Here is an 18,084-nt window from a genome sequence, read left to right as displayed (position 1 = left end):
ATGAAAATCCGCGGCATCAAAGCCACGCCGATCAATCTGCGCCTCGAAGCGCCCTACGCCTGGGTGTTCGGCGAGCTCGACGGGTTTTCGCCGACCATTGTCGAGGTCGAGACCGAGGATGGGCTGATCGGCCTCGGCGAAGCACCGACGCCGGCAGCGGCGGCGATCATCAATGATGTCCTAGCGCCACGGCTGGTCGACCGCGATGCCTTCGACATCGCCGGCGCCGAGAACGTCTGCCTGCCCTACTGGACCGGTGTGCAGTCGATCAACGACCGCACCCGCATCATGGCTTTCGGCGCCATCGAGATGGCATTGTGGGATCTGCGCGGCAAGGCATGGAACCAGCCGCTCTACCAGCTGCTTGGCGGCGCCGTGCGCAAGGACATCCCGTTCACCGACTATTTTCGCTGCGTGGCGGTGGGCCTGATGTGAAGGGCGAGACGACGCCGGAAGAGGTCGCCGATTATTGCGTCGAGCTGCACGAGACGTATGGAACGACCTTCTTCGAAGGTAAATTCTCGACCGAAGATCCGAAAATCTCACTGAGGATGGTCGAACTGATCCGCCGCAAACTTGGCGACGATGCGATGATCCGCATCGATTCCAACCAGGCCTATTCGCTCAGCACCGCGCGGCGGCTGGCGCGGCCGCTGGAAGATCTCGGCGTGCGCAACTGGGAGGATCCGGTGGCGACGATCGAGGAGATGCGCGAGTTGCGGCGCCATTGTTCGATCCCGTTTTCGACCCACAACATCGACATTGCGCGTGCCATGGAAACCAAGGTGCCGGACGCTTTCGTCGGCAACCCGACGACGCATGGCGGCATCGGCCGGCTGCTGCGCTTCGTCGGCGCCTGCGAGCATGCCGGTATCGATTTCTGGTGCTACAGCGGCGACAGCGGCATCGGAAGTGCTGCCTATCTGCATCTGTGCGCGGCACTCGGCTGGACCAGGGAGCCGAACCAGTCGCTGTTTCGCATGCTGCCGACTGACATCACCGAGGAAGAGCCGTTTTCGCCGAGGAACAATGTCGTGCGCGTCCCGGAAGGTCCCGGCCTCGGCGTCATCTTGTCGCGCGAAAACCTCGCTGCCTGTCACAGAGACTTTACCGAGAAAGGACCGTGCAACAAGTATCATGACCCGGCAAAGCCCGGAACCTATCGCCGTTTGCCGCTGAACTAATGACGGCACGCGGCCAGACAAACGGCCAAGACACGAGAAGCCAGCCGCCGCGACTTCGGTCGGGAAGGTCGGACAAAGACGATGGAAGCAGTGCAGCCCGGCGCGTCCGCCACGACTGGATGGACCGAACAAAACCGCATGCTAAGTTCCGGTCGACAGGCCTCTCTGGCAGCCGGAAAAATGGAGAAATCCACGAAATTTCGTCAACCATAAGAAATAGGGGAAAGGGTAAAAACCCATGAGCAAGAACTACAGCATCCTCGACCTGATCCGGCGCAATCGCTCGCCGCTTGAAAACCATCTTATCGACGGCCTGGTCGACGGCAGGGTCAGCCGCCGCGACTTCGTCCGCCACGGCAGCCTGCTCGGTCTGTCGCTGCCGCTGCTGGGCCGTATCGGCATGGCCGCCGGCCTTGGCGGCATGCCGTCGCTGGCGCGCGCCCAGGGCGCGCCCGGCGCCACCATCCGCGTCGCCAGCAGCGTCCCGGCAGCGACGATCGATCCCGTCACCATCGCGGACGCCGGCGGCCTGCTGGTCATGCAGCAGGTTGCCGAGTTCCTGTGCGTCGACGGGCCCGACCTCGTCCTGCAGCCGGCATTGGCCGAAAGCTGGAAGCCGAACGACAACGGCACGGTGTGGACCTTCAAGCTGCGCAAGGGCGTAAAATTCCACAGCGGCGGCGAGATGAAGGCCGACGACGTCGTGGCCAGCATCGACCGCCTTGCCGATCCGGCAAACTCGTCCAACGCGCTGTCGGTGTTCACCGGCATCCTGCAGAAGGGCGCCTCAAAGAAGGTCGATGACTACACGGTGGAATTCCACCTCGACGCGCCGAACGGCAACTTCCCCTACATGCTGTCGTCCGACAACTACAACGCCGTCATCATCCCGGCGAGCTACAAGGGCGACTACGAGAAGAGCTTCGACGGTACCGGGCCGTTCAAGATCGAGAAGTACACGGCAAAGGTCGGTGCGTCCTTCGTCCGCAATGAGGACTATTGGGGGCCGAAGGCATTGCCCGAGCGCACCGAGTTCACCTTCTTCACCGACACGCAGCCGCAGATCCTGGCGCTGCAGGGCGGACAGGTCGACATCATCAACCAACTGCCGGTGCTGGCCGGCGTCGCACTGCTCAACGATCCGAACATCGACATCATCAGCCTGAAGTCGTCGGCCCATCAGCAACTGCACATGCGCTGCGATGAGGGGCCGTTGAAGGATGCGCGCGTGCGTCGGGCCATTGCGCTCTGCCTCGATCGCGACAAGCTGGCCGCCGGCCTGATGAAGGGACGCTCCGCACTGGGCAATGACAGCCCGTTCGCCGCCGTCTACCCTTCGACCGATACAAGCGTGCCGCAACGCAAGCAGGACATCGCCCAGGCCAAGCAGCTCATGGAAGCAGCCGGCCTCGGCCAGGGCTTCAAGATAACGCTGACCACCGAGCGCTACCTGGAAATCCCCGAATATGCCCAGCTGATCCAGAACTGGGTCAAGGAGATCGGTGTCGAACTCGACCTCAACATCCTCGACCAGGGCGGCTATTACGGAGACGCGGTGTTCGGCAAATCGAACTGGCTGGATTCGGTGATGGGCATCACCGACTACGGCCACCGCGGCGTGCCGAATGTCTATCTCGCGGCACCGCTGAAGAGCGAAGGCACCTGGAACGCGGCGCATTTCAACAACAAGGACTATGACGCGCTGGCGACAAGCTATATCGCCGCCCTCGACCTCGAAGCGCAGAAGGCCGACGCCGGCAAGATCCAGAAGCTGCTGCTCGAGGAAACGCCCGTCATCTTCGGCTATTTTTACGACTATCTGACAGCGACGGCGAAAGGCGTGGCCGGCGTGCAGCCGACCGCCATGTCGCAGCTGTTCCTCGACAAGGCATCGAAGGCCTGAACGGAAAGGGAAAGCCAATCCTCTAACAGCTAGCTCCCACACGGGGGCTGGCTCCACAAGGAGTCCTAGCCATTCTCTCCTTCCTTGCCCGGCGTGTGTCGCTGTCGCTCGTCACGCTGTTCCTGCTCAGCATCATGGTGTTTCTGGGCGGCCAGGTGCTGCCCGGCAATGTTGGGCGCGCCATATTGGGTCCGTTCGCCGACCAACGCGCGGTCGACACGCTCAATCACACGCTCGGCGTCGATCGCCCGCTGCTTGCGCAGTACTGGGGCTGGATCTCCAGCTTCGTCCAGGGCGACATGGGCACGTCCTATATCTTCCGCTCGCCGGTCGCCCCCTTCGTCATCGATGCGCTCGGCAATTCGATGAAGCTGGCGGCGGTCGCCTTCGTGCTGGTGGTGCCGATCGGTATCCTCGGCGGCGTCGTTGCCGCGCTCAATCTCAACCGCCCACTCGACCGCATCATCAGCCTCGGCGGCCTGTCGGTGACGGTGCTGCCGGAGTTCGTGACCGGCATCATCCTGATCCTGATCTTCGGCGTCTGGCTGCGCTGGCTGCCGATATCGGCCGCATGGCCGCGCAATGCCGGCTTCTTCACGCAGCTCTATTATCTTATCCTGCCCTCGCTGCCGCTGTTCCTGGTGCTGTTCGGCTACATCGCCCGCATGGCACGCTCCGGCATGATCGAAGCGCTCGATTCCGACTACACGCGAACGGCCGTGCTGAAAGGCCTGCCCTGGCGCACGGTGATCTGGCGACATGTGCTGCGCAATGCGCTGCTGCCGACCATCACCGTGATTGCAACGCAGACCGGCTATCTCATCGGCGGCCTCGTCGTCATCGAGACGCTGTTCCGTTACCAGGGCATCGGCTCGCTGATCTTCACCGCGGCGCGCGGCAAGGATTTCCCGATGCTGGAATCGGGAATCCTGACCATCGGCATTGTCTATGCGGTGGCGACGCTTGCCGCCGACTTTCTCTATTCTGTGCTCAATCCGCGCATCCGGCTGGGGTCAGACTAATGAGCGCCGTCCAGACCACCTCCCCCACACCAGACGACACGCGCCGGCGCGGCCCGCTTGCCGAGGTCTTTTTTTCCCTGCTGCGCTCGCGAACGTTCCTTGTCGGGTTCGCCATCGTGCTGTTTTGGGTTGCCTGCGCGCTGTTCGGCGAGCATTTCGCACCCTATGATCCGCTTACCGACGACATCATCAATGCGCTGGCGCCGCCTTCGGCCGAACACTGGTTCGGTACCGACCAGATCGGCCGCGACGTCTTCTCGCGCGTTATCGTCGGCTCGCGCGATATCCTGACCGTCGCACCGCTGGCAACCTTGCTGGCGACGGTGGCCGGCACGGCGCTCGGCCTGCTCACCGGTTATTTTCGTGGCCTCGTCGACGATGTCGTCAGCCGCATCCTCGAAGCCTTCATGGCGATCCCGGTGGTCATTGTCGCGCTGCTGGCCATCGTGGCGCTCGGCACCTCCAAGACGACGGTCATCGTCGTCATTGGCCTCAGCTTCGCGCCGATCATCGCCCGCACCGTGCGCTCCGCCGTGCTCGCCGAGCGCGAACTCGACTATGTCGCCGCCGCACAGCTCAGGCATGAAAGCGCACTGCATACGATGTTCGTCGAGATCCTGCCCAACGTCATCCCGCCGATCCTGGTCGAGACCACGGTGCGGCTCGGCTATGCTATCTTCGCGGTCGCCACGCTCTCCTTCATGGGTTTTGGCATCCAGCCGCCCTCGCCCGACTGGGGGCTCTCTATCTCCAACAATTACGGCATGATCGGCGGCGGCTTCTGGTGGACGGTGCTGTTCGATGCGCTCGCCATCGCCTCGCTGGTGATTGGCGTCAATCTGGCGGCAGACGGCGTTCACGGAGCGCTCAATGACTAAGCCCGCCAAGGCCAAAAACGCGCTCGAACTGCACGATTTGTCGGTCGCTTATCGCGTCGCCGGTCGCAATCGCGTGGTGCTGCGCAACCTCAGCCTCACCATCGGCCAAGGCGAAGCCTATGGGCTGGTCGGCGAATCCGGCTGTGGCAAATCCACCGTGGCGCTCACCGTCGTGCGCTATCTGCCGCGCAACGGCTCGATCACTGGCGGCGCTATCTCGCTCGACGGCCAGGATGTGATGAAGCTGGATGCCGAGGCACTCAGGCGCGCCCGCGCGGAAAGCGTCTCGATGGTCTACCAGGACCCGGGCAAGGCGCTGAACCCGTCGATCCGCGTCGGCCGCCAGCTGACCGAGATTTTTGAACTCGGCGGTAAAACGGGTAAGGCGGCCGAGGACCGGGCGATCGCCATGCTGAACCGGGTGCGCATCTCCGATCCCGTCAGCGTTATGCAACGCTACCCGCATCAGCTTTCCGGCGGAATGCAGCAGCGCGTGGCGATTGCCATGGCGCTGGCCAACGATCCCTCGATGCTGATCCTCGACGAGCCGACCACCGGCCTCGATGCGACGGTGGAGGCCGAAGTGCTCGACCTGATCGCGCAGCTGCGGCAGGAACTGTCGGCCTCGATCCTGTTCATCAGCCACAACCTGGCCGTCGTTTCCAACATGTGCGACCGGGTCGGCGTGCTCTATGCCGGCATGCTGGTCGAGGAAGGGCCGACGGAGGTCGTGTTCAACGATCCGCGCCATCCCTATACAGTCGCACTGCTGCGCTGCCTGCCGCGAGGCGGCCAGCGCAAGGATCAGGGCCGTCTCGACACCATTCCGGGTTTCCTGCCCGGCATCGGTGCCGACATCAAAGGCTGCGCCTTCGCCGACCGTTGCGCACTCGCCGACGACCGCTGCCGCAGCGAGTTGCCGCCACTTTACGAGTTGGGTGACGAGCGCGGGGGGCGGCTGTCGCGCTGCTTCCATCACGACAAGGCACAAGCGCTGCCGCGTGCAACCCCGAGCGATGTGGCGCCTGTGCCAAAGGCGGAGGCAGCACCAGTGTTGCGCGTCGCGGGGCTGAACAAGACCTATGCCAGCCATGGCCATGCGCTGCGCGCCGTCAAGGATGTCTCGCTCGACCTGCGGCCCGGCGAGACGCTCGGGCTGGTCGGCGAGTCCGGCAGCGGCAAGACGACCTTCGCCAGGCTGCTGCTCGGCCTGGTGCCGCCGGATGAAGGCGGCACCATCGAGCTTGAGGGCAAGGCGCTGGCGCCCAGGCTGGAGAACCGCAGCGACGACCAGATCAAGGCGATGCAGATCGTCTTCCAGAATCCGGACTCGGCGCTGAACCGCTCGCATTCGATCCGCCATCTGATCGGCCGTGCGTTGAAGCGGTTGGCGGGTCTCTCCGGCAAGGCGCTGGAGGCGCGTCTCAACGACCTCGTCCGTTCGGTCCGGCTTACCGACCGGCATCTGGCCGTCAAGCCACGCCAGCTTTCTGGCGGCTTGAAGCAGCGCGTTGCCATTGCTCGCGCCTTCGCCGGCGATCCGCGCATCGTCGTCTGCGACGAGCCGACTTCGGCACTCGACGTCTCGGTGCAGGCTGCCATCCTCAATCTACTCGCCGACCTGCAGTCGAAGGAAGATGTCAGCTACATCTTCATCTCGCATGATCTTGCCGTGGTGCGTTACCTCTCCGACAAGATCGCCGTGCTCTATCTCGGCCGCATCATGGAACTCGGACCGTCCGAAGACGTCTTTTCCGGCCCGCATCATCCCTATACCGAAGCGCTGCTGTCGGCCGTGCCCAAACTCGACCAGACCGAGACCGCGCGCATTCGTCTCGACGGTGAAATCCCCAGCGCCACCAACCCGCCGTCGGGCTGCGTGTTCCACACGCGCTGCCCGCGAAAGATCGGTCCGATCTGCGAACGGCAGGAGCCGCCACTGAGCGAGGCGCAGCCCGGCCATTCGATCCGATGCCACATTCCCTACGCCGAACTGGCCAGGTTACAGAAAGCGGCCGTGACCGAGCCGGCATAGCGAGCGTCACCGTCGCTCGTGTGGCTTGGCCAGTCAGATCTGGCCGGCCATGCTCAGGGAACGATCACCTTCCGAAAAGCCCTGCCCTTCGGCCCAGTCCCTGGCCAACGTGCGCAGTCCTGCGAGCGCGACATCCAGAACGTCCGACGAGAGGATTCGAGGGGTAGGCGAGATAGATCGGCCGCTGGAACACCGGGGCGTTGTCGATGCGCCGCATCTCGCCGCGCTCGATATGACCGCTGACGGTGCTGAGCGGCAGATAGGCGGCCGCCTGCTGCGACAGCACATGCTGCAGCCCGATGAAGACCAGCCCGGCCGATATGGCCGGCTTGACCATGCCGGCAAAGGCGCGGTCATGCTCGATGCGGAATTCCAGCCCCCAATCCATCAGAATGTAGTTTTCGGTCCACGGCTTCGTCTGCGCGGCGTGCTGGACAAGCACCACCTGATCGACGGCCAGTGTTTCGTAGACGATGCCTGGATGCGGGCGCGGCAGATAGAGGATGCAGATATCGAGCAGGCCCTCCGCCAATTGGTCGATCGCCAGATCCGGGAAACTGCCTTCCAGCCGCAGCGCCACGTTCGGCCGCCTGGCACGCATCCATTCAACCCATGGCGAGGTTATGCGGTCCCACAAATAGGCAGGCGCGGTCAGCCGCAGCAAGGTCTCATAGCCATCGGGAACGGCGATGTCCTGTCTGGATTGTTCCCAGGTGCGGGTGATTGAAGAAGCATGCGGCAGGAACTGCCGGCCGGTCGGCGTCAGCGTGACGCCATCGCGGTCGCGCACGAAAAGCCGGCGTCCCAACTGCTCCTCCAGCCCCCTGATCCGCGCGCTGACGGTGGACTGGGCGAGGTTGAGCCGGCTGGCCGCGACAGTGAAGCTGCCATGCGTGGCGACTTCGAGAAAGCTGCGCAGATTTTCAGTGTCCATGGCTCATCTTGCATCGAAAATTTCGATGGCCCCTATCAAAAAATATCGCTTTCCGGCGGCAGTCAACAATGAACTAGATAGCCAAACCCCAAGACAAGCGAGGAATCCAGCCATGCCCAAGCATTTCAGGATGATCGACAACGCTCGCAAAACGCTCACCGCAATCGAAAATTCCGCTGTCGACGAATTGCTGGCCGGCAGGATGGGCCGCCGCGATTTCCTGCGCCATGGCAGCGTGCTCGGCCTCTCCCTGCCGTTCCTCGGCAGCCTTGTCGCGGCTGCCGGCCTCAACACGCAGCCGGCACGCGCCGAGGGCAAGCCCGGCGGCACCGTGCGCGCCGGCGTCGCGACGCCCGGCGGCGCCATCGATCCCGTCACCTACTATGACAGCGGCAGCTACCAGCTGGTTTTCCAGACCGCTGCATTCTCTGCGTAACCCAGCCGGACCTCACCCTGAGACCGGTGCTGGCGGAGAGCTGGGCGCCGAACGAGGACGGCAGCGTGTGGACCTTCAAGCTGCGCAAGGGCGTGAAATTCCACAATGGCGAGGACTTTAAGGCGGACGACGTCGTCGCGACCTTCGAGCGGCTGGCCGACCCCAACGGCGCTTCCAATGCGCTGTCGGTGTTCAAAGGCCTGCTGTCGAAGGGCGGTACCCAGAAGGTCGACGACCACACCGTCGCCTTCCATCTCGATGCGCCGAATGGCAGCTTTCCCTATTCGGTGTCGATCGACAATTACAACGCCGTGATCCTGCCGGCGAGCTACAAGGGCGACTACGAAAAGACGTTTGAAGGCACGGGGCCGTTCCGGCTGGAGACCTACACACCGAAGGTTGGTGCGACCTTCATCCGCAACCCCGGCTATTGGGGCGAGAAGGCATTGCCCGACCGTCTCGAGTTCAAGTTCTACGGAGATGTGCAGCCACGCATCCTGGCGCTGCAGGCCGGCGAGGTCGACATTCTCGACGCGGTTCCGCTCGATGTCAGTCAGGTGGTGCTGAACAGCCCCGATATCACCGTGCTGCGTGTCGCCTCGACCGCGCACCGCCAGTTGCATATACGCTGCGACACCGGCCCCTTCACCGACAAGCGCGTGCGTCAGGCGCTGGCGCTGTGCATCGATCGCTCCAAGCTGGTCGACGGCCTGTGCCGTGGCATGGCCGCGACCGGCAATGACAGCCCCTTCGCGCCGGCCTTCCCCGCGACCGACAAGACGGTGCCGCAGCGCGTCCAGGACATCGCCAAGGCCAAGCAACTGCTCGAAGCGGCGGGCCTCGCCAGCGGCTTCGATATCACGCTGACGACGCTGCGCTATTCCGACATTCCCGGCTACGCGCAGCTGTTCCAGAATTTCGCCAAGGAGATCGGTGCGCGCATCTCGCTCAACATCGAGGACCAAGACAAATATTACGGCAAGGCGGTGTTCGGCCAGTCGGACTGGCTGGACAGCCCGCTCGGCATCACCGACTACGCTCATCGCAGCGTGCCGAACGTCTTCCTCAAGAGCCCGCTGGTCAGCGACGGCCCGTGGAATGCGGCGCATTTCAAGAGCCCGGCCTATGATGGTATGGTCGCCAGCTATCTCAAGGCGCTCGACGTCGGCGCGCAGCGCAGTGCCGCCTCCGACATCCAGAAACTGCTGCTCGACGAGACGCCGGTGATTTTCAGCTATTTCCCCGATCTGCTGGTGCCGGTGCGCAAGAATGTCAGCGGCTTGCCGCCGATCGCCGCCGGGCTGCTGCTTGATCGCGTATCATTGAGCTGATCGTGCGACAACGCCCGATCACGAAAGAAAAGAAACGGGAGACTACCATTCGCAAACCCCATCTGCGCGGCCGCGGGCCGCATTTTCCGCTGCTCGACAACATCGTGCAGTACGAATTCGAGCCTGGCTATGTCGCCTTCACCATGCCCACGCAAAAGCGATTGCGGGTGCAGGTTGGGTCAATGATCGTGGCCGATACGACCAACGCCTTGGTGTTCTACGAATCCGATCACCTGCCGGTCTACTACTTCCCGATCGGCGACGTTCGCGAGGAGTTCCTGCTGCCGAGCAAGACGACGACAGAGGACCCTTTCAAGGGCATAGCCACCCACTATTCGCTCAACACCGGCATCACGCTGGTCGAGGATGCGGCCTGGCGCTATCTCGATCCGGTCAAGGGCTGTCCGCCAATATCGGACTACATGTCGTTCACCTGGAGCAAGATGGGACACTGGTTCGAGGAAGACGAGGAGATCTTCGTCCACGCCCGCGATCCGTTCCGCCGGGTCGATTGCCTGCCCTCCTCGCGGCGCGTGCGGGTCATTCTCGACGGCGAACAGGTCGCCGATTCACGCCGTGGCGTGTTCCTGTTCGAGACCGGCCATCCGGTGCGCCACTATCTGCCGATCGCCGACACGCGGCTCGATATGTTTGCGCCCAGCCGTTACATCTCGCGCTGCCCCTACAAGGGCATCTCCAACTATTATCACGTGACGACCAAGGCCAAGCGCCACGAGAACCTGGTCTGGTATTATCCCGAGCCGGTACACGAGGCCGAGCGCATCAAGGGGCTGGTCTGCTTCCACCACGAACTGGTCGACAAGATCCTGGTCGACGGCGTCGAAATTCCCAAGGAAGCCACGGCCGCGTCGAGCGGCTATTTCTGAACGACAACGCTCTTTGTCCGATTGCGCGCTGGGAGCTTGCTCGAAACACAGCGCAGCGCGTACCCTCCCTGAAGCAGGGAGGGCTATCGATGGATATTTTCAAGCTGGGCGGCGATGTCGCGCTGGTCACCGGCGCCGGCAGCGGCATCGGACAGGCGATCGCGATCGGACTGGCCAAGGCGGGTGCCGATGTTGCCTGTTTCGGTCATGCGTCGAAGGGTGGACTGGACGAAACCGCGCACCGGATCGCGGCACTCGGCCGCAAGGCGATAGTGCTGACCGGCACGGTGACGTCGCAGAGCGATCTCGCGGCGGCAATCGATCGCGTCGAGAGCGAACTCGGTGCGCTGACCGTCGCCGTCAACAATGCCGGCATTGCCGGCTCCGAGCCCGCCGAGACAATGCCGCTGGAAACATGGCAGAAGGTGCACGAGGTCAATGTCGCCGGCGTGTTCCTGTCCTGTCAGGCCGAAGCCCGCAAGATGCTGGCGCGACGCAAGGGCTCGATCATCAACATCGCCTCGATGTCGGGCACCATCGTCAATCGGGGCCTGACGCAGGCGCACTACAATTCCTCGAAAGCCGCCGTCATCCACATGTCGAAGAGCCTCGCCATGGAGTGGGCCGACCGTGGGCTGCGGGTCAACGTCGTCAGCCCGGGTTACACGCTGACGCCGATGAACAAGCGCCCGGAGGTGGCGGAAGAGGTGAAGATCTTCAAGCGCGACACACCGATGGGGCGCATGGCGGCGCCGGAGGAAATGGTCGGACCGACGGTGTTCCTGGCCAGCCGCGCCTCTAGCTTCGTCACCGGCCTCGACCTGATCGTCGATGGCGGCTACGTCTGCTGGTAGGCTTCGACTTCGCCTGCAGTCTGAATTTATGCGTCCCGCAGGCGTTAGTCGTTGCGCGACATGAACCTTGGTATATATAATTTCATCCTGTGAAACGGCCTTGGCGAGATGGGGCTTGCTGGGCCAGCAGCCGAGAGCAATTCCAGCAAAAGTGCTAAGCGGTTTTGCGTCCGGAATTGCGTAAAAAACAAACGGATAGAGCATGGAGGCGATCGTGTTTCGCCGGAAATGCTCTGGGTCATGGGAACACATTGCAGGGCGCCGCAGGACTGGCAATTGATCCGCAGATGATCGCTCCCGCAGCGATCCGTCGGCAGCCATGACGCTGAGACTCCCAGCATTTTTCACCATCACCAGAATTGAGCACCATCTTGCCTGCGTTGGCCAGGGCCAGGGCAACAATTTGGCGCCGACGGCCTTGCGCAACGAACCGCCTTTCCAACACAATCAAGAAAAGCCGCAAGAAGGGAACGACCGATAATTGTCACAGCTTGAAGGAGAACAAGCATGTCATTTCGCAGTCACATCTCGAAACTCTCGATGGGCGCCGTCGCGCTGGCGACGTTAAGCCTGCTGACGCCTTCCGCCCAAGCCGCCGCACCGGAATCCAACGATCCGATCAAGATCGCGCTGTTCGACTGGACCAGTGTCAATCTGAACGCCAAGATCCTTGGCGGCATCCTGGAAAAGCTCGGCTATACCGTCGAATATCCGACCGCCGACTACCTCTCCAGCCTGACCACCGGTCTCACCAACGGCGATCTCGATGTCGGCCTGGAATTCTGGGACACGACCGCCGGCGAGGCGATGAAAGCCTCCGATGCGACCGGCCAGACCGAACGGCTGGGCAAGCTCGGACCCAAGGCCAAGGAAGAGTGGTGGTTTCCCGAATACATGAAAGAGAAATGCCCCGGCCTGCCCAATTGGGAAGCGCTGAAAGACCCGAAATGCGCCGAAGCCTTCTCGACGGCGGAGACCGTGCCGAAGGGCCGTTATCTCGGCGGCCCGGTAACATGGGAAGGCTTTGACGACGAGCGCGTCGAGGCGCTGAAACTGCCCTTCACCGTCATCCATGCCGGCACCGACGCGGCGATGTTCGCCGAACTGGACTCTGCCTATCAGCGCAAGGCGCCGATCATGCTGTGGATCTATTCGCCGCATTGGGCGCCGGCCAAATACAAGGGCGAGTGGATTGAATTCCCCGAATACACAGCCGAGTGCTACAGCGACCCGAAATGGGGCGTGAACCCCGACGCCAAATATGATTGCGGCAAGCCGCATGGCGAGATCTGGAAGTATTCCTGGGCCGGCATGAAGGACAAATGGCCGGTCGCCTACAAGGTGGCGAAGTCCTACACGGTCGACACCGACGAGCTCAACAAGATGAGCGGCGAGATCGATCTCGGCGGCAAGACGCCGGAAGATGTCGCCGCAGCCTGGATCGCGGCCCACGAGGCCGACTGGAAAGCCTGGGCGCAGTGATCGTTCCAACTGGAAAAATGAGACCCGGCTGCTTGATCAGCCGGGTCTCAATTCTTGATGTTCCAGAAGGACGTTTGAATGACGGACAAGATTGAACAGGAGCCAAACGTGGCGGGCACGCCAAAGGATGCCCGTCCGATAAAACTTGCCTGCCGCAATGTCTGGAAGCTGTTCGGATCGAATGCGGCGAACTTCATCCGCGAACGCGACGGCAAGGCCAGCATGGCCGACGTCACTGCCGCCGGACTGGTCGGCGCGGTGCGCGCCGTCGACCTCGAAATCCGCCAGGGCGAGATCTTCATCATCATGGGCCTATCGGGCTCCGGCAAGTCGACGCTGGTGCGCTGCATGTCCAGGCTGGTCGAGCCGACCCACGGCAAGGTCGAATTCGAGGGCAAGGACCTGCTGAAAATCTCGGATGCAGCACTGATCGAATTGCGGCGACACCGCATGGGCATGGTGTTCCAGAATTTTGCGCTTCTGCCGCATCTCAACGTGCTGGAGAACATCGCCTTCCCACTCAGCATCCAGGGGCAGGACCGGCCGACACGCGAAGCAAGGGCGCGCGAGGTCATCGAGCTTGTGGGCTTAAGCGGCCGCGAGCATTTCTATCCGCGCGAGCTTTCCGGCGGCCAGCAGCAGCGTGTCGGCATCGCCCGCAGCCTGGCGACCAAACCGGAAATCTGGTTTCTCGACGAACCGTTCTCGGCGCTCGACCCGCTGATCCGCCGCGAGATGCAGGATGAACTGATGCGGCTGCAGACCATGCTGCACAAGACCATCGTCTTCATCACCCATGATTTCGACGAGGCGATACGGCTGGCCGACCGCATCGCCATCATGAAGGACGGCGAGGTCATCCAGATCGGCACGCCGGAGGAGCTGGTGGTCAATCCGGCGACCGACTATGTCGCCGAGTTCACCCGCGACGTCGACCGCGCCAAGGTGATCTCGGCACGCAGCCTGATGCGCCCCTGCGACGGCTCGGAGCATGGCGGCACGGTGGCACCCGATGCCAAGATCGCCAGCTTTTCGGCCGGTATCGTTGCCGCCAACAAGCCGTTCGCGGTGATCAACGGCACCGGCGAGCCGATCGGCGAGGTGACGCCGCAAGCGGTGATCGATCTGCTGGCCGGCATCGACCGCTCGAGGGCCGGCGCATGACGGTGACGGCAAGCGCCAATGAGGCAAGGGCGCGGCCGGTTCAGATCTGGCTGCTGATCTGGGCGTTCGCGCTTGCCGCCGTGCTTGTCGTGTTCCTGCTGCAGGACCGCCTGCCCTGGGCGGTCAATTATCCGGCAAGCGCCGTCGTGCCGGTCGCCGACTGGGTCAGCGCGCTGATGCGCTGGATCAAGTCGAACCTGTCGTGGCTGACCCGCTCGATCACCGCAGTGCTCGGCGTTCCCCTTGATTTCGCGCTCAATCTGCTCGCCAAGAATTTCAAGATCGGCCACGGCACTGAGGCCTATGTCCTGCCGCGCCTGTCCTGGGTCGGCGTCTGCGCTGCCGCCTTCTTCGCCGGACGTGCCGTTGGAGGCCGGAAACTCAGCCTGCTGGTTGGTGGCTGCTTCCTCTACATCGCGCTGTTCGGCCAATGGACCAGCGCCATGCTGACGCTGGCGCTGATCTCCATCGCCGTGCCGTTCTGCATCGTCACCGGCCTGTTCGCCGGCATCTGGGCGTGGCGCAAGCCATGGGCGGAAAGGCTCGTCGTCTCCCCTGCCCTTGACCTGATGCAGACGATCCCGACCTTCGCCTACCTCATCCCCATGCTACTGCTGTTCGGCAACAGCCCGGTGTCGGCGATGATCGCGACGGCCATCTTCGCCACGCCGCCGATGGTGCGGGCGACGATGCTGGGGCTGTCGCGGGTGCCGTCCGAGATCGACGATTTCAGCGAGATGGCCGGCTGCACGGCGCGGCAGAAACTGTGGCGGGTGCTTTTGCCCTCGGCACGGCCGACGCTGATGGTCGGCGTCAACCAGGTGATCATGCTGGCGCTGAACATGGTGATCATCGCTTCAATGATCGGCGCCGGCGGGTTAGGTTACGATGTGCTGCTGGCGCTGCGCGCGCTAAAGGTCGGCGAAGCGATGGAAGCCGGTCTTGCCATCGTGGCGCTGGCCATCGCACTCGACCGGCTGAGCCAGGCCATCGCGCACAAACAGGCCACGGGTCATGTCCATCGGGAGGTGAGCCCGAGCGTCTGGCGGCGCTACCCCAATCTGACGCTGGCCATCGCCATCCTTGTCGTGACCACACTGCTCGGCCTGCTCATCCCGGCCTTCGCGGCGGTGCCGAAGGCGGTCACCTTCACCACCGCGCCGCTGTGGAAGGCGGCGGTGACCTGGGTGACGATCAATTTCTTCGACACGATCGAAGCGTTTCGCGTGGCGCTCATCCTCAACGTGCTGAACCCGCTGCGCGCCTTCTGCGAAGGGTTTCCGTGGCTGGGTGCCGTCTTCCTGCTCGGCCTTGCCGGCTATCAGCTCTCCGGCGTGCGTCTGGCCGCTTTGGTAGCCGCGCTGACCGCCTTCTGCGCCATCACCGGCCTTTGGGAAAAGACCATGGCGACGGTCTATCTCTGCGGCATCTCGGCCTTCATCGCCTGCCTGATCGGCATCCCCATCGGGCTCGCGGCCTCGCGCAGCGACCGCTTCGAGAAGATCGTCACGCCCATCATCGACACGTTGCAGGTGCTGCCATCCTTCTGCTTCATCATTCCGGTGGTGATGCTGTTTCGGGTCGGTGACGTCACCGCGATGATCGCCACAGTCGCCTTCGCCGTGGTGCCGGCGATCCGCTACACCAATCACGGCATCAGGCAGGTGCCGCCGGCGCTGATCGAGGCGGCCAAGGTTTCGGGCTGCACGCCGCGCCAGACATTCTTTCGTGTGCAATTGCCGCTGGCGCTGCCCGAGATCATGCTGGGCGTCAACCAGACGATCCTGATGGCGCTGGCGATGATCATCATCTGCGCCATGGTCGGCACGCGCGATCTCGGCCAGGAAGTGTTCATCGCGCTGTCCAAGGCCGATTCCGGCCGCGGCATCGTCGCTGGTCTCGCCATCGCCTTCATCGGTATCGTCGCCGACCGGCTGTTCGGCGCCTGGACGGGGAAGGCCAGGGCCAGGCTGGGATAGGATTCTGCCGCCCCAATACAGGAGAGAATGATGACTGGCCGGATCGCTTGCTGCACCTGCGGTCAATTGCAGATCCGCTGCCCGCAGGAGCCGGCCAAGGTCTCGCTTTGCCATTGCCTGGACTGTCAGCGGCGGACCGGCAGTGCGTTCGGGATCGCAGCTTTCTTTGATGCCGCCGCGACCGAGATCAGCGGCTCATTCCAGACATACCAACGCGATTCCGACAGCGGCTTTCCCGTCACCTTCCATTTCTGCGGAACGTGTGGCTCGACGGTCTTCTGGTATCCGTCACGAAAACCGGCGGCAGTGGCCGTTGCCGTCGGCTGTTTCGGAGACCCGTCATTCCCGGCGCCAACGCAGTCTGTCTACGGCGAGAGTCGCCACGGCTGGGTCGCGGTGCCCGCCTGACGGCAAGCTGAGCTACTACTCCGCTGCAACCCCCTTCACGTCGAGATAGCTCTCCATCGAATCGTCCAGCGCCTGCAGCCACGGCGTATGATGCAGCGGTGCCATGGTGCCGGTCATCAGCGAGCGGTAGGCGTGGTCGCGGAAGCTCATGATGTCTTCGCCCTTGTGATGCTCCCACTCCATGAAGGTCTTGTTGACCGCCTCGACGTCAAAGCCGGGATAGTCGGTCTGGTCCATCAGTTCCTTGGTGTAATCGCCCTGGAACCAGATCATCTGCTCGGCGTCTTCCAGCGTCTCTTCACGCGCGCGCCACTTGGCGCCATGCGCTGCCATCGCCTCGGCAGAGGGGAGCTTGATGCGGCCCATGATGATGTCGCGCGCAAACCAGGCCTGCGCGTCGAACATGTTGAAAGTGTAGAACTGGTCCTGCATGCCGATGAAGGACAGTTGAGGGTTTTTCTCCCAGACGACGCCCTCATAGAGTCCGTCCGGCCACATGCGGTTTGCGGTCTTGAGCTTCAGGTCCTCGGTGAGGAACGGGAACGAGTGGAGATAGCCGGTGCACAGGATGATGGCATCGACATCCTTGGTGGTGCCGTCCTTGAAATGGGCTGTCTTGCCGACGACCTTCTGCAGCAGCGGCACCTCTTTCCAATTCTCCGGCCATTTGAAGCCCATCGGCTTCGAGCGGTAGCTGGAGGTGATCGATTTGGCACCGTATTTGTAGCATTGCGAGCCGATGTCCTCGGCCGAATAGGAGCGGCCGATGATCAATATATCCTTGCCCTTGAACTCCATCGCGTCGCGGAAATCATGGCTGTGCAGGATGCGGCCGTTGAAGGTGGAGAAACCCTCGAAATAGGGCACGTTGGGCACCGAGAAATGGCCGGAAGCGACGACGACATTGTCGAACTCTTCCGAATAGGTGACGTCGCTGGTGCGGTCATGCGCGGTGACGGTGAATTTCTTCGTCGCCTCTGAGAAGGTCACCATGCGCACCGGGCTGTTGAAGCGCACCCATTTGCGCAAGCCGGATTTTTCGACGCGGCCCTTGATGTAGTCCCACAGCACGGCGCGCGGCGGATAGGAGCCGATCGGCCGGCCGAAATGCTCCTCGAAGGTATAGTCGGCAAATTCCAGGCATTCCTTCGGTCCGTTCGACCAGAGGTAGCGGTACATCGAGCCGTGCACCGGGTCGCCATGCTCGTCGAGGCCGGTGCGCCAGGTGTAATTCCAAAGGCCGCCCCAGTCCGACTGCTTTTCGAAGCAGACGATTTCGGGAATCTCGGCGCCCTTGTCGGCCGCCGACTTGAAAGCCCTGAGCTGTGCCAGGCCGGATGGTCCGGCTCCGATGACGGCAACGCGACTTTTCATTGCAGGCCTCCTTTTGTGATTTCCCCAACGAAACAAATTTCACTGACAGGACAGTAATTGGCCCTTCAATGCTGTCAACTGGGTTGTGGCGAAAGCTCGTTTGGCCACACCGGATTTTCTGGCAAAACCCGACGCCTCCCGAAATCCCAAAGAACGCCATTCGACTTAAGGGGGCTTGCTGTCACCATTGCGTTTCTGTATCGGCACCGAATA

The 18,084-nt window shown here is 62.8% G+C and carries 13 protein-coding genes and 2 pseudogenes; 13 read left to right on the top strand and 2 right to left on the bottom strand.

Features of this window, described 5'->3' with window-relative positions:
* The 6 genes from NKI73_RS00160 (at position 1) to NKI73_RS00135 (ending at position 7,022) form a co-directional block, all read left to right on the top strand.
* A complete protein-coding gene (locus NKI73_RS00160) occupies positions 1-435 on the top strand; it encodes a mandelate racemase/muconate lactonizing enzyme family protein (protein WP_352626426.1) in 435 nt (144 codons plus the stop codon).
* Entirely contained in the window at positions 432-1,184 is a 753-nt protein-coding gene (locus NKI73_RS00155) for a mandelate racemase/muconate lactonizing enzyme family protein (protein WP_352626424.1), read from the top strand. The genes NKI73_RS00160 and NKI73_RS00155 overlap by 4 nt, the downstream gene beginning before the upstream one ends.
* A gap of 238 nt (positions 1,185-1,422) precedes the next feature.
* Positions 1,423-3,087, top strand: a complete 1,665-nt coding sequence (locus tag NKI73_RS00150; protein ID WP_352626422.1) for an ABC transporter substrate-binding protein — start codon at positions 1,423-1,425, stop codon at positions 3,085-3,087.
* A 71-nt stretch (positions 3,088-3,158) separates the two neighbouring features.
* A complete protein-coding gene (locus NKI73_RS00145) occupies positions 3,159-4,109 on the top strand; it encodes an ABC transporter permease (RefSeq protein ID WP_352627283.1) in 951 nt (316 codons plus the stop codon).
* On the top strand, positions 4,109-4,987 hold the full coding sequence (locus tag NKI73_RS00140) for an ABC transporter permease (protein ID WP_352626420.1): 879 nt from the start codon (positions 4,109-4,111) through the stop codon (positions 4,985-4,987). Before NKI73_RS00145 ends, NKI73_RS00140 begins: the two co-directional genes overlap by 1 nt.
* Positions 4,980-7,022: a dipeptide ABC transporter ATP-binding protein gene (locus NKI73_RS00135; RefSeq protein WP_352626418.1), complete on the top strand. Its 2,043-nt coding sequence runs from the start codon at positions 4,980-4,982 to the stop codon at positions 7,020-7,022. The genes NKI73_RS00140 and NKI73_RS00135 overlap by 8 nt, the downstream gene beginning before the upstream one ends.
* A 33-nt stretch (positions 7,023-7,055) precedes the next feature.
* Here the strand turns inward: NKI73_RS00135 and NKI73_RS00130 are convergent.
* Positions 7,056-7,956: pseudogene (locus NKI73_RS00130) on the bottom strand (LysR family transcriptional regulator).
* A 112-nt stretch (positions 7,957-8,068) separates the two neighbouring features.
* Between NKI73_RS00130 and NKI73_RS00125 the strand changes: the two are divergent.
* From NKI73_RS00125 to NKI73_RS00095, 7 genes and pseudogenes are all read left to right on the top strand, one after another.
* Positions 8,069-9,723 (top strand): annotated as a pseudogene (locus NKI73_RS00125) (ABC transporter substrate-binding protein).
* An 89-nt stretch (positions 9,724-9,812) separates the two neighbouring features.
* A complete protein-coding gene (locus tag NKI73_RS00120; RefSeq protein WP_502909536.1) occupies positions 9,813-10,610 on the top strand; it encodes a DUF427 domain-containing protein in 798 nt (265 codons plus the stop codon).
* A gap of 89 nt (positions 10,611-10,699) precedes the next feature.
* A complete protein-coding gene (locus NKI73_RS00115) occupies positions 10,700-11,464 on the top strand; it encodes an SDR family oxidoreductase (RefSeq protein WP_352626416.1) in 765 nt (254 codons plus the stop codon).
* A gap of 507 nt (positions 11,465-11,971) precedes the next feature.
* Positions 11,972-12,946: an ABC transporter substrate-binding protein gene (locus tag NKI73_RS00110; RefSeq protein WP_352626415.1), complete on the top strand. Its 975-nt coding sequence runs from the start codon at positions 11,972-11,974 to the stop codon at positions 12,944-12,946.
* Positions 12,947-13,024: 78 nt separating this feature from the next.
* A complete protein-coding gene (locus NKI73_RS00105; RefSeq protein ID WP_352626413.1) occupies positions 13,025-14,110 on the top strand; it encodes a quaternary amine ABC transporter ATP-binding protein in 1,086 nt (361 codons plus the stop codon).
* Complete coding sequence (locus tag NKI73_RS00100) at positions 14,107-16,089, top strand: ABC transporter permease (protein ID WP_352626411.1); 1,983 nt, start codon at positions 14,107-14,109, stop codon at positions 16,087-16,089. Before NKI73_RS00105 ends, NKI73_RS00100 begins: the two co-directional genes overlap by 4 nt.
* A gap of 30 nt (positions 16,090-16,119) precedes the next feature.
* Entirely contained in the window at positions 16,120-16,497 is a 378-nt protein-coding gene (locus NKI73_RS00095) for a GFA family protein (RefSeq protein WP_352626410.1), read from the top strand.
* Between the two features lie 15 nt (positions 16,498-16,512).
* Here NKI73_RS00095 and NKI73_RS00090 read toward each other — a convergent pair whose 3' ends face one another.
* The gene (locus NKI73_RS00090; protein ID WP_352626408.1) at positions 16,513-17,871 is read right to left on the bottom strand and encodes a trimethylamine monooxygenase; all 1,359 of its coding nucleotides are present in this window, start codon (positions 17,869-17,871) and stop codon (positions 16,513-16,515) included.
* Between the last annotated feature and the right edge of the window lie 213 nt (positions 17,872-18,084).

The sequence above is a fragment of the Mesorhizobium sp. M0496 genome, from assembly GCF_040321205.1.
GTDB lineage: Bacteria > Pseudomonadota > Alphaproteobacteria > Rhizobiales > Rhizobiaceae > Mesorhizobium.
This window is presented reverse-complemented; position numbering and strand designations above follow the sequence as displayed.

Excerpts from the sequence above, each read along its gene's own strand:
- NKI73_RS00160 (WP_352626426.1), top strand. The coding sequence starts at position 1 with ATGAAAATCCGCGGCATCAAAGCCACGCCGATCAATCTGCGCCTCGAA.
- NKI73_RS00150 (WP_352626422.1), top strand. The coding sequence starts at position 1,423 with ATGAGCAAGAACTACAGCATCCTCGACCTGATCCGGCGCAATCGCTCG.
- NKI73_RS00140 (WP_352626420.1), top strand. The coding sequence starts at position 4,109 with ATGAGCGCCGTCCAGACCACCTCCCCCACACCAGACGACACGCGCCGG.
- NKI73_RS00135 (WP_352626418.1), top strand. The coding sequence starts at position 4,980 with ATGACTAAGCCCGCCAAGGCCAAAAACGCGCTCGAACTGCACGATTTG.
- NKI73_RS00115 (WP_352626416.1), top strand. The coding sequence starts at position 10,700 with ATGGATATTTTCAAGCTGGGCGGCGATGTCGCGCTGGTCACCGGCGCC.
- NKI73_RS00110 (WP_352626415.1), top strand. The coding sequence starts at position 11,972 with ATGTCATTTCGCAGTCACATCTCGAAACTCTCGATGGGCGCCGTCGCG.
- NKI73_RS00105 (WP_352626413.1), top strand. The coding sequence starts at position 13,025 with ATGACGGACAAGATTGAACAGGAGCCAAACGTGGCGGGCACGCCAAAG.
- NKI73_RS00100 (WP_352626411.1), top strand. The coding sequence starts at position 14,107 with ATGACGGTGACGGCAAGCGCCAATGAGGCAAGGGCGCGGCCGGTTCAG.
- NKI73_RS00095 (WP_352626410.1), top strand. The coding sequence starts at position 16,120 with ATGACTGGCCGGATCGCTTGCTGCACCTGCGGTCAATTGCAGATCCGC.
- NKI73_RS00090 (WP_352626408.1), bottom strand. The coding sequence starts at position 17,871 with ATGAAAAGTCGCGTTGCCGTCATCGGAGCCGGACCATCCGGCCTGGCA.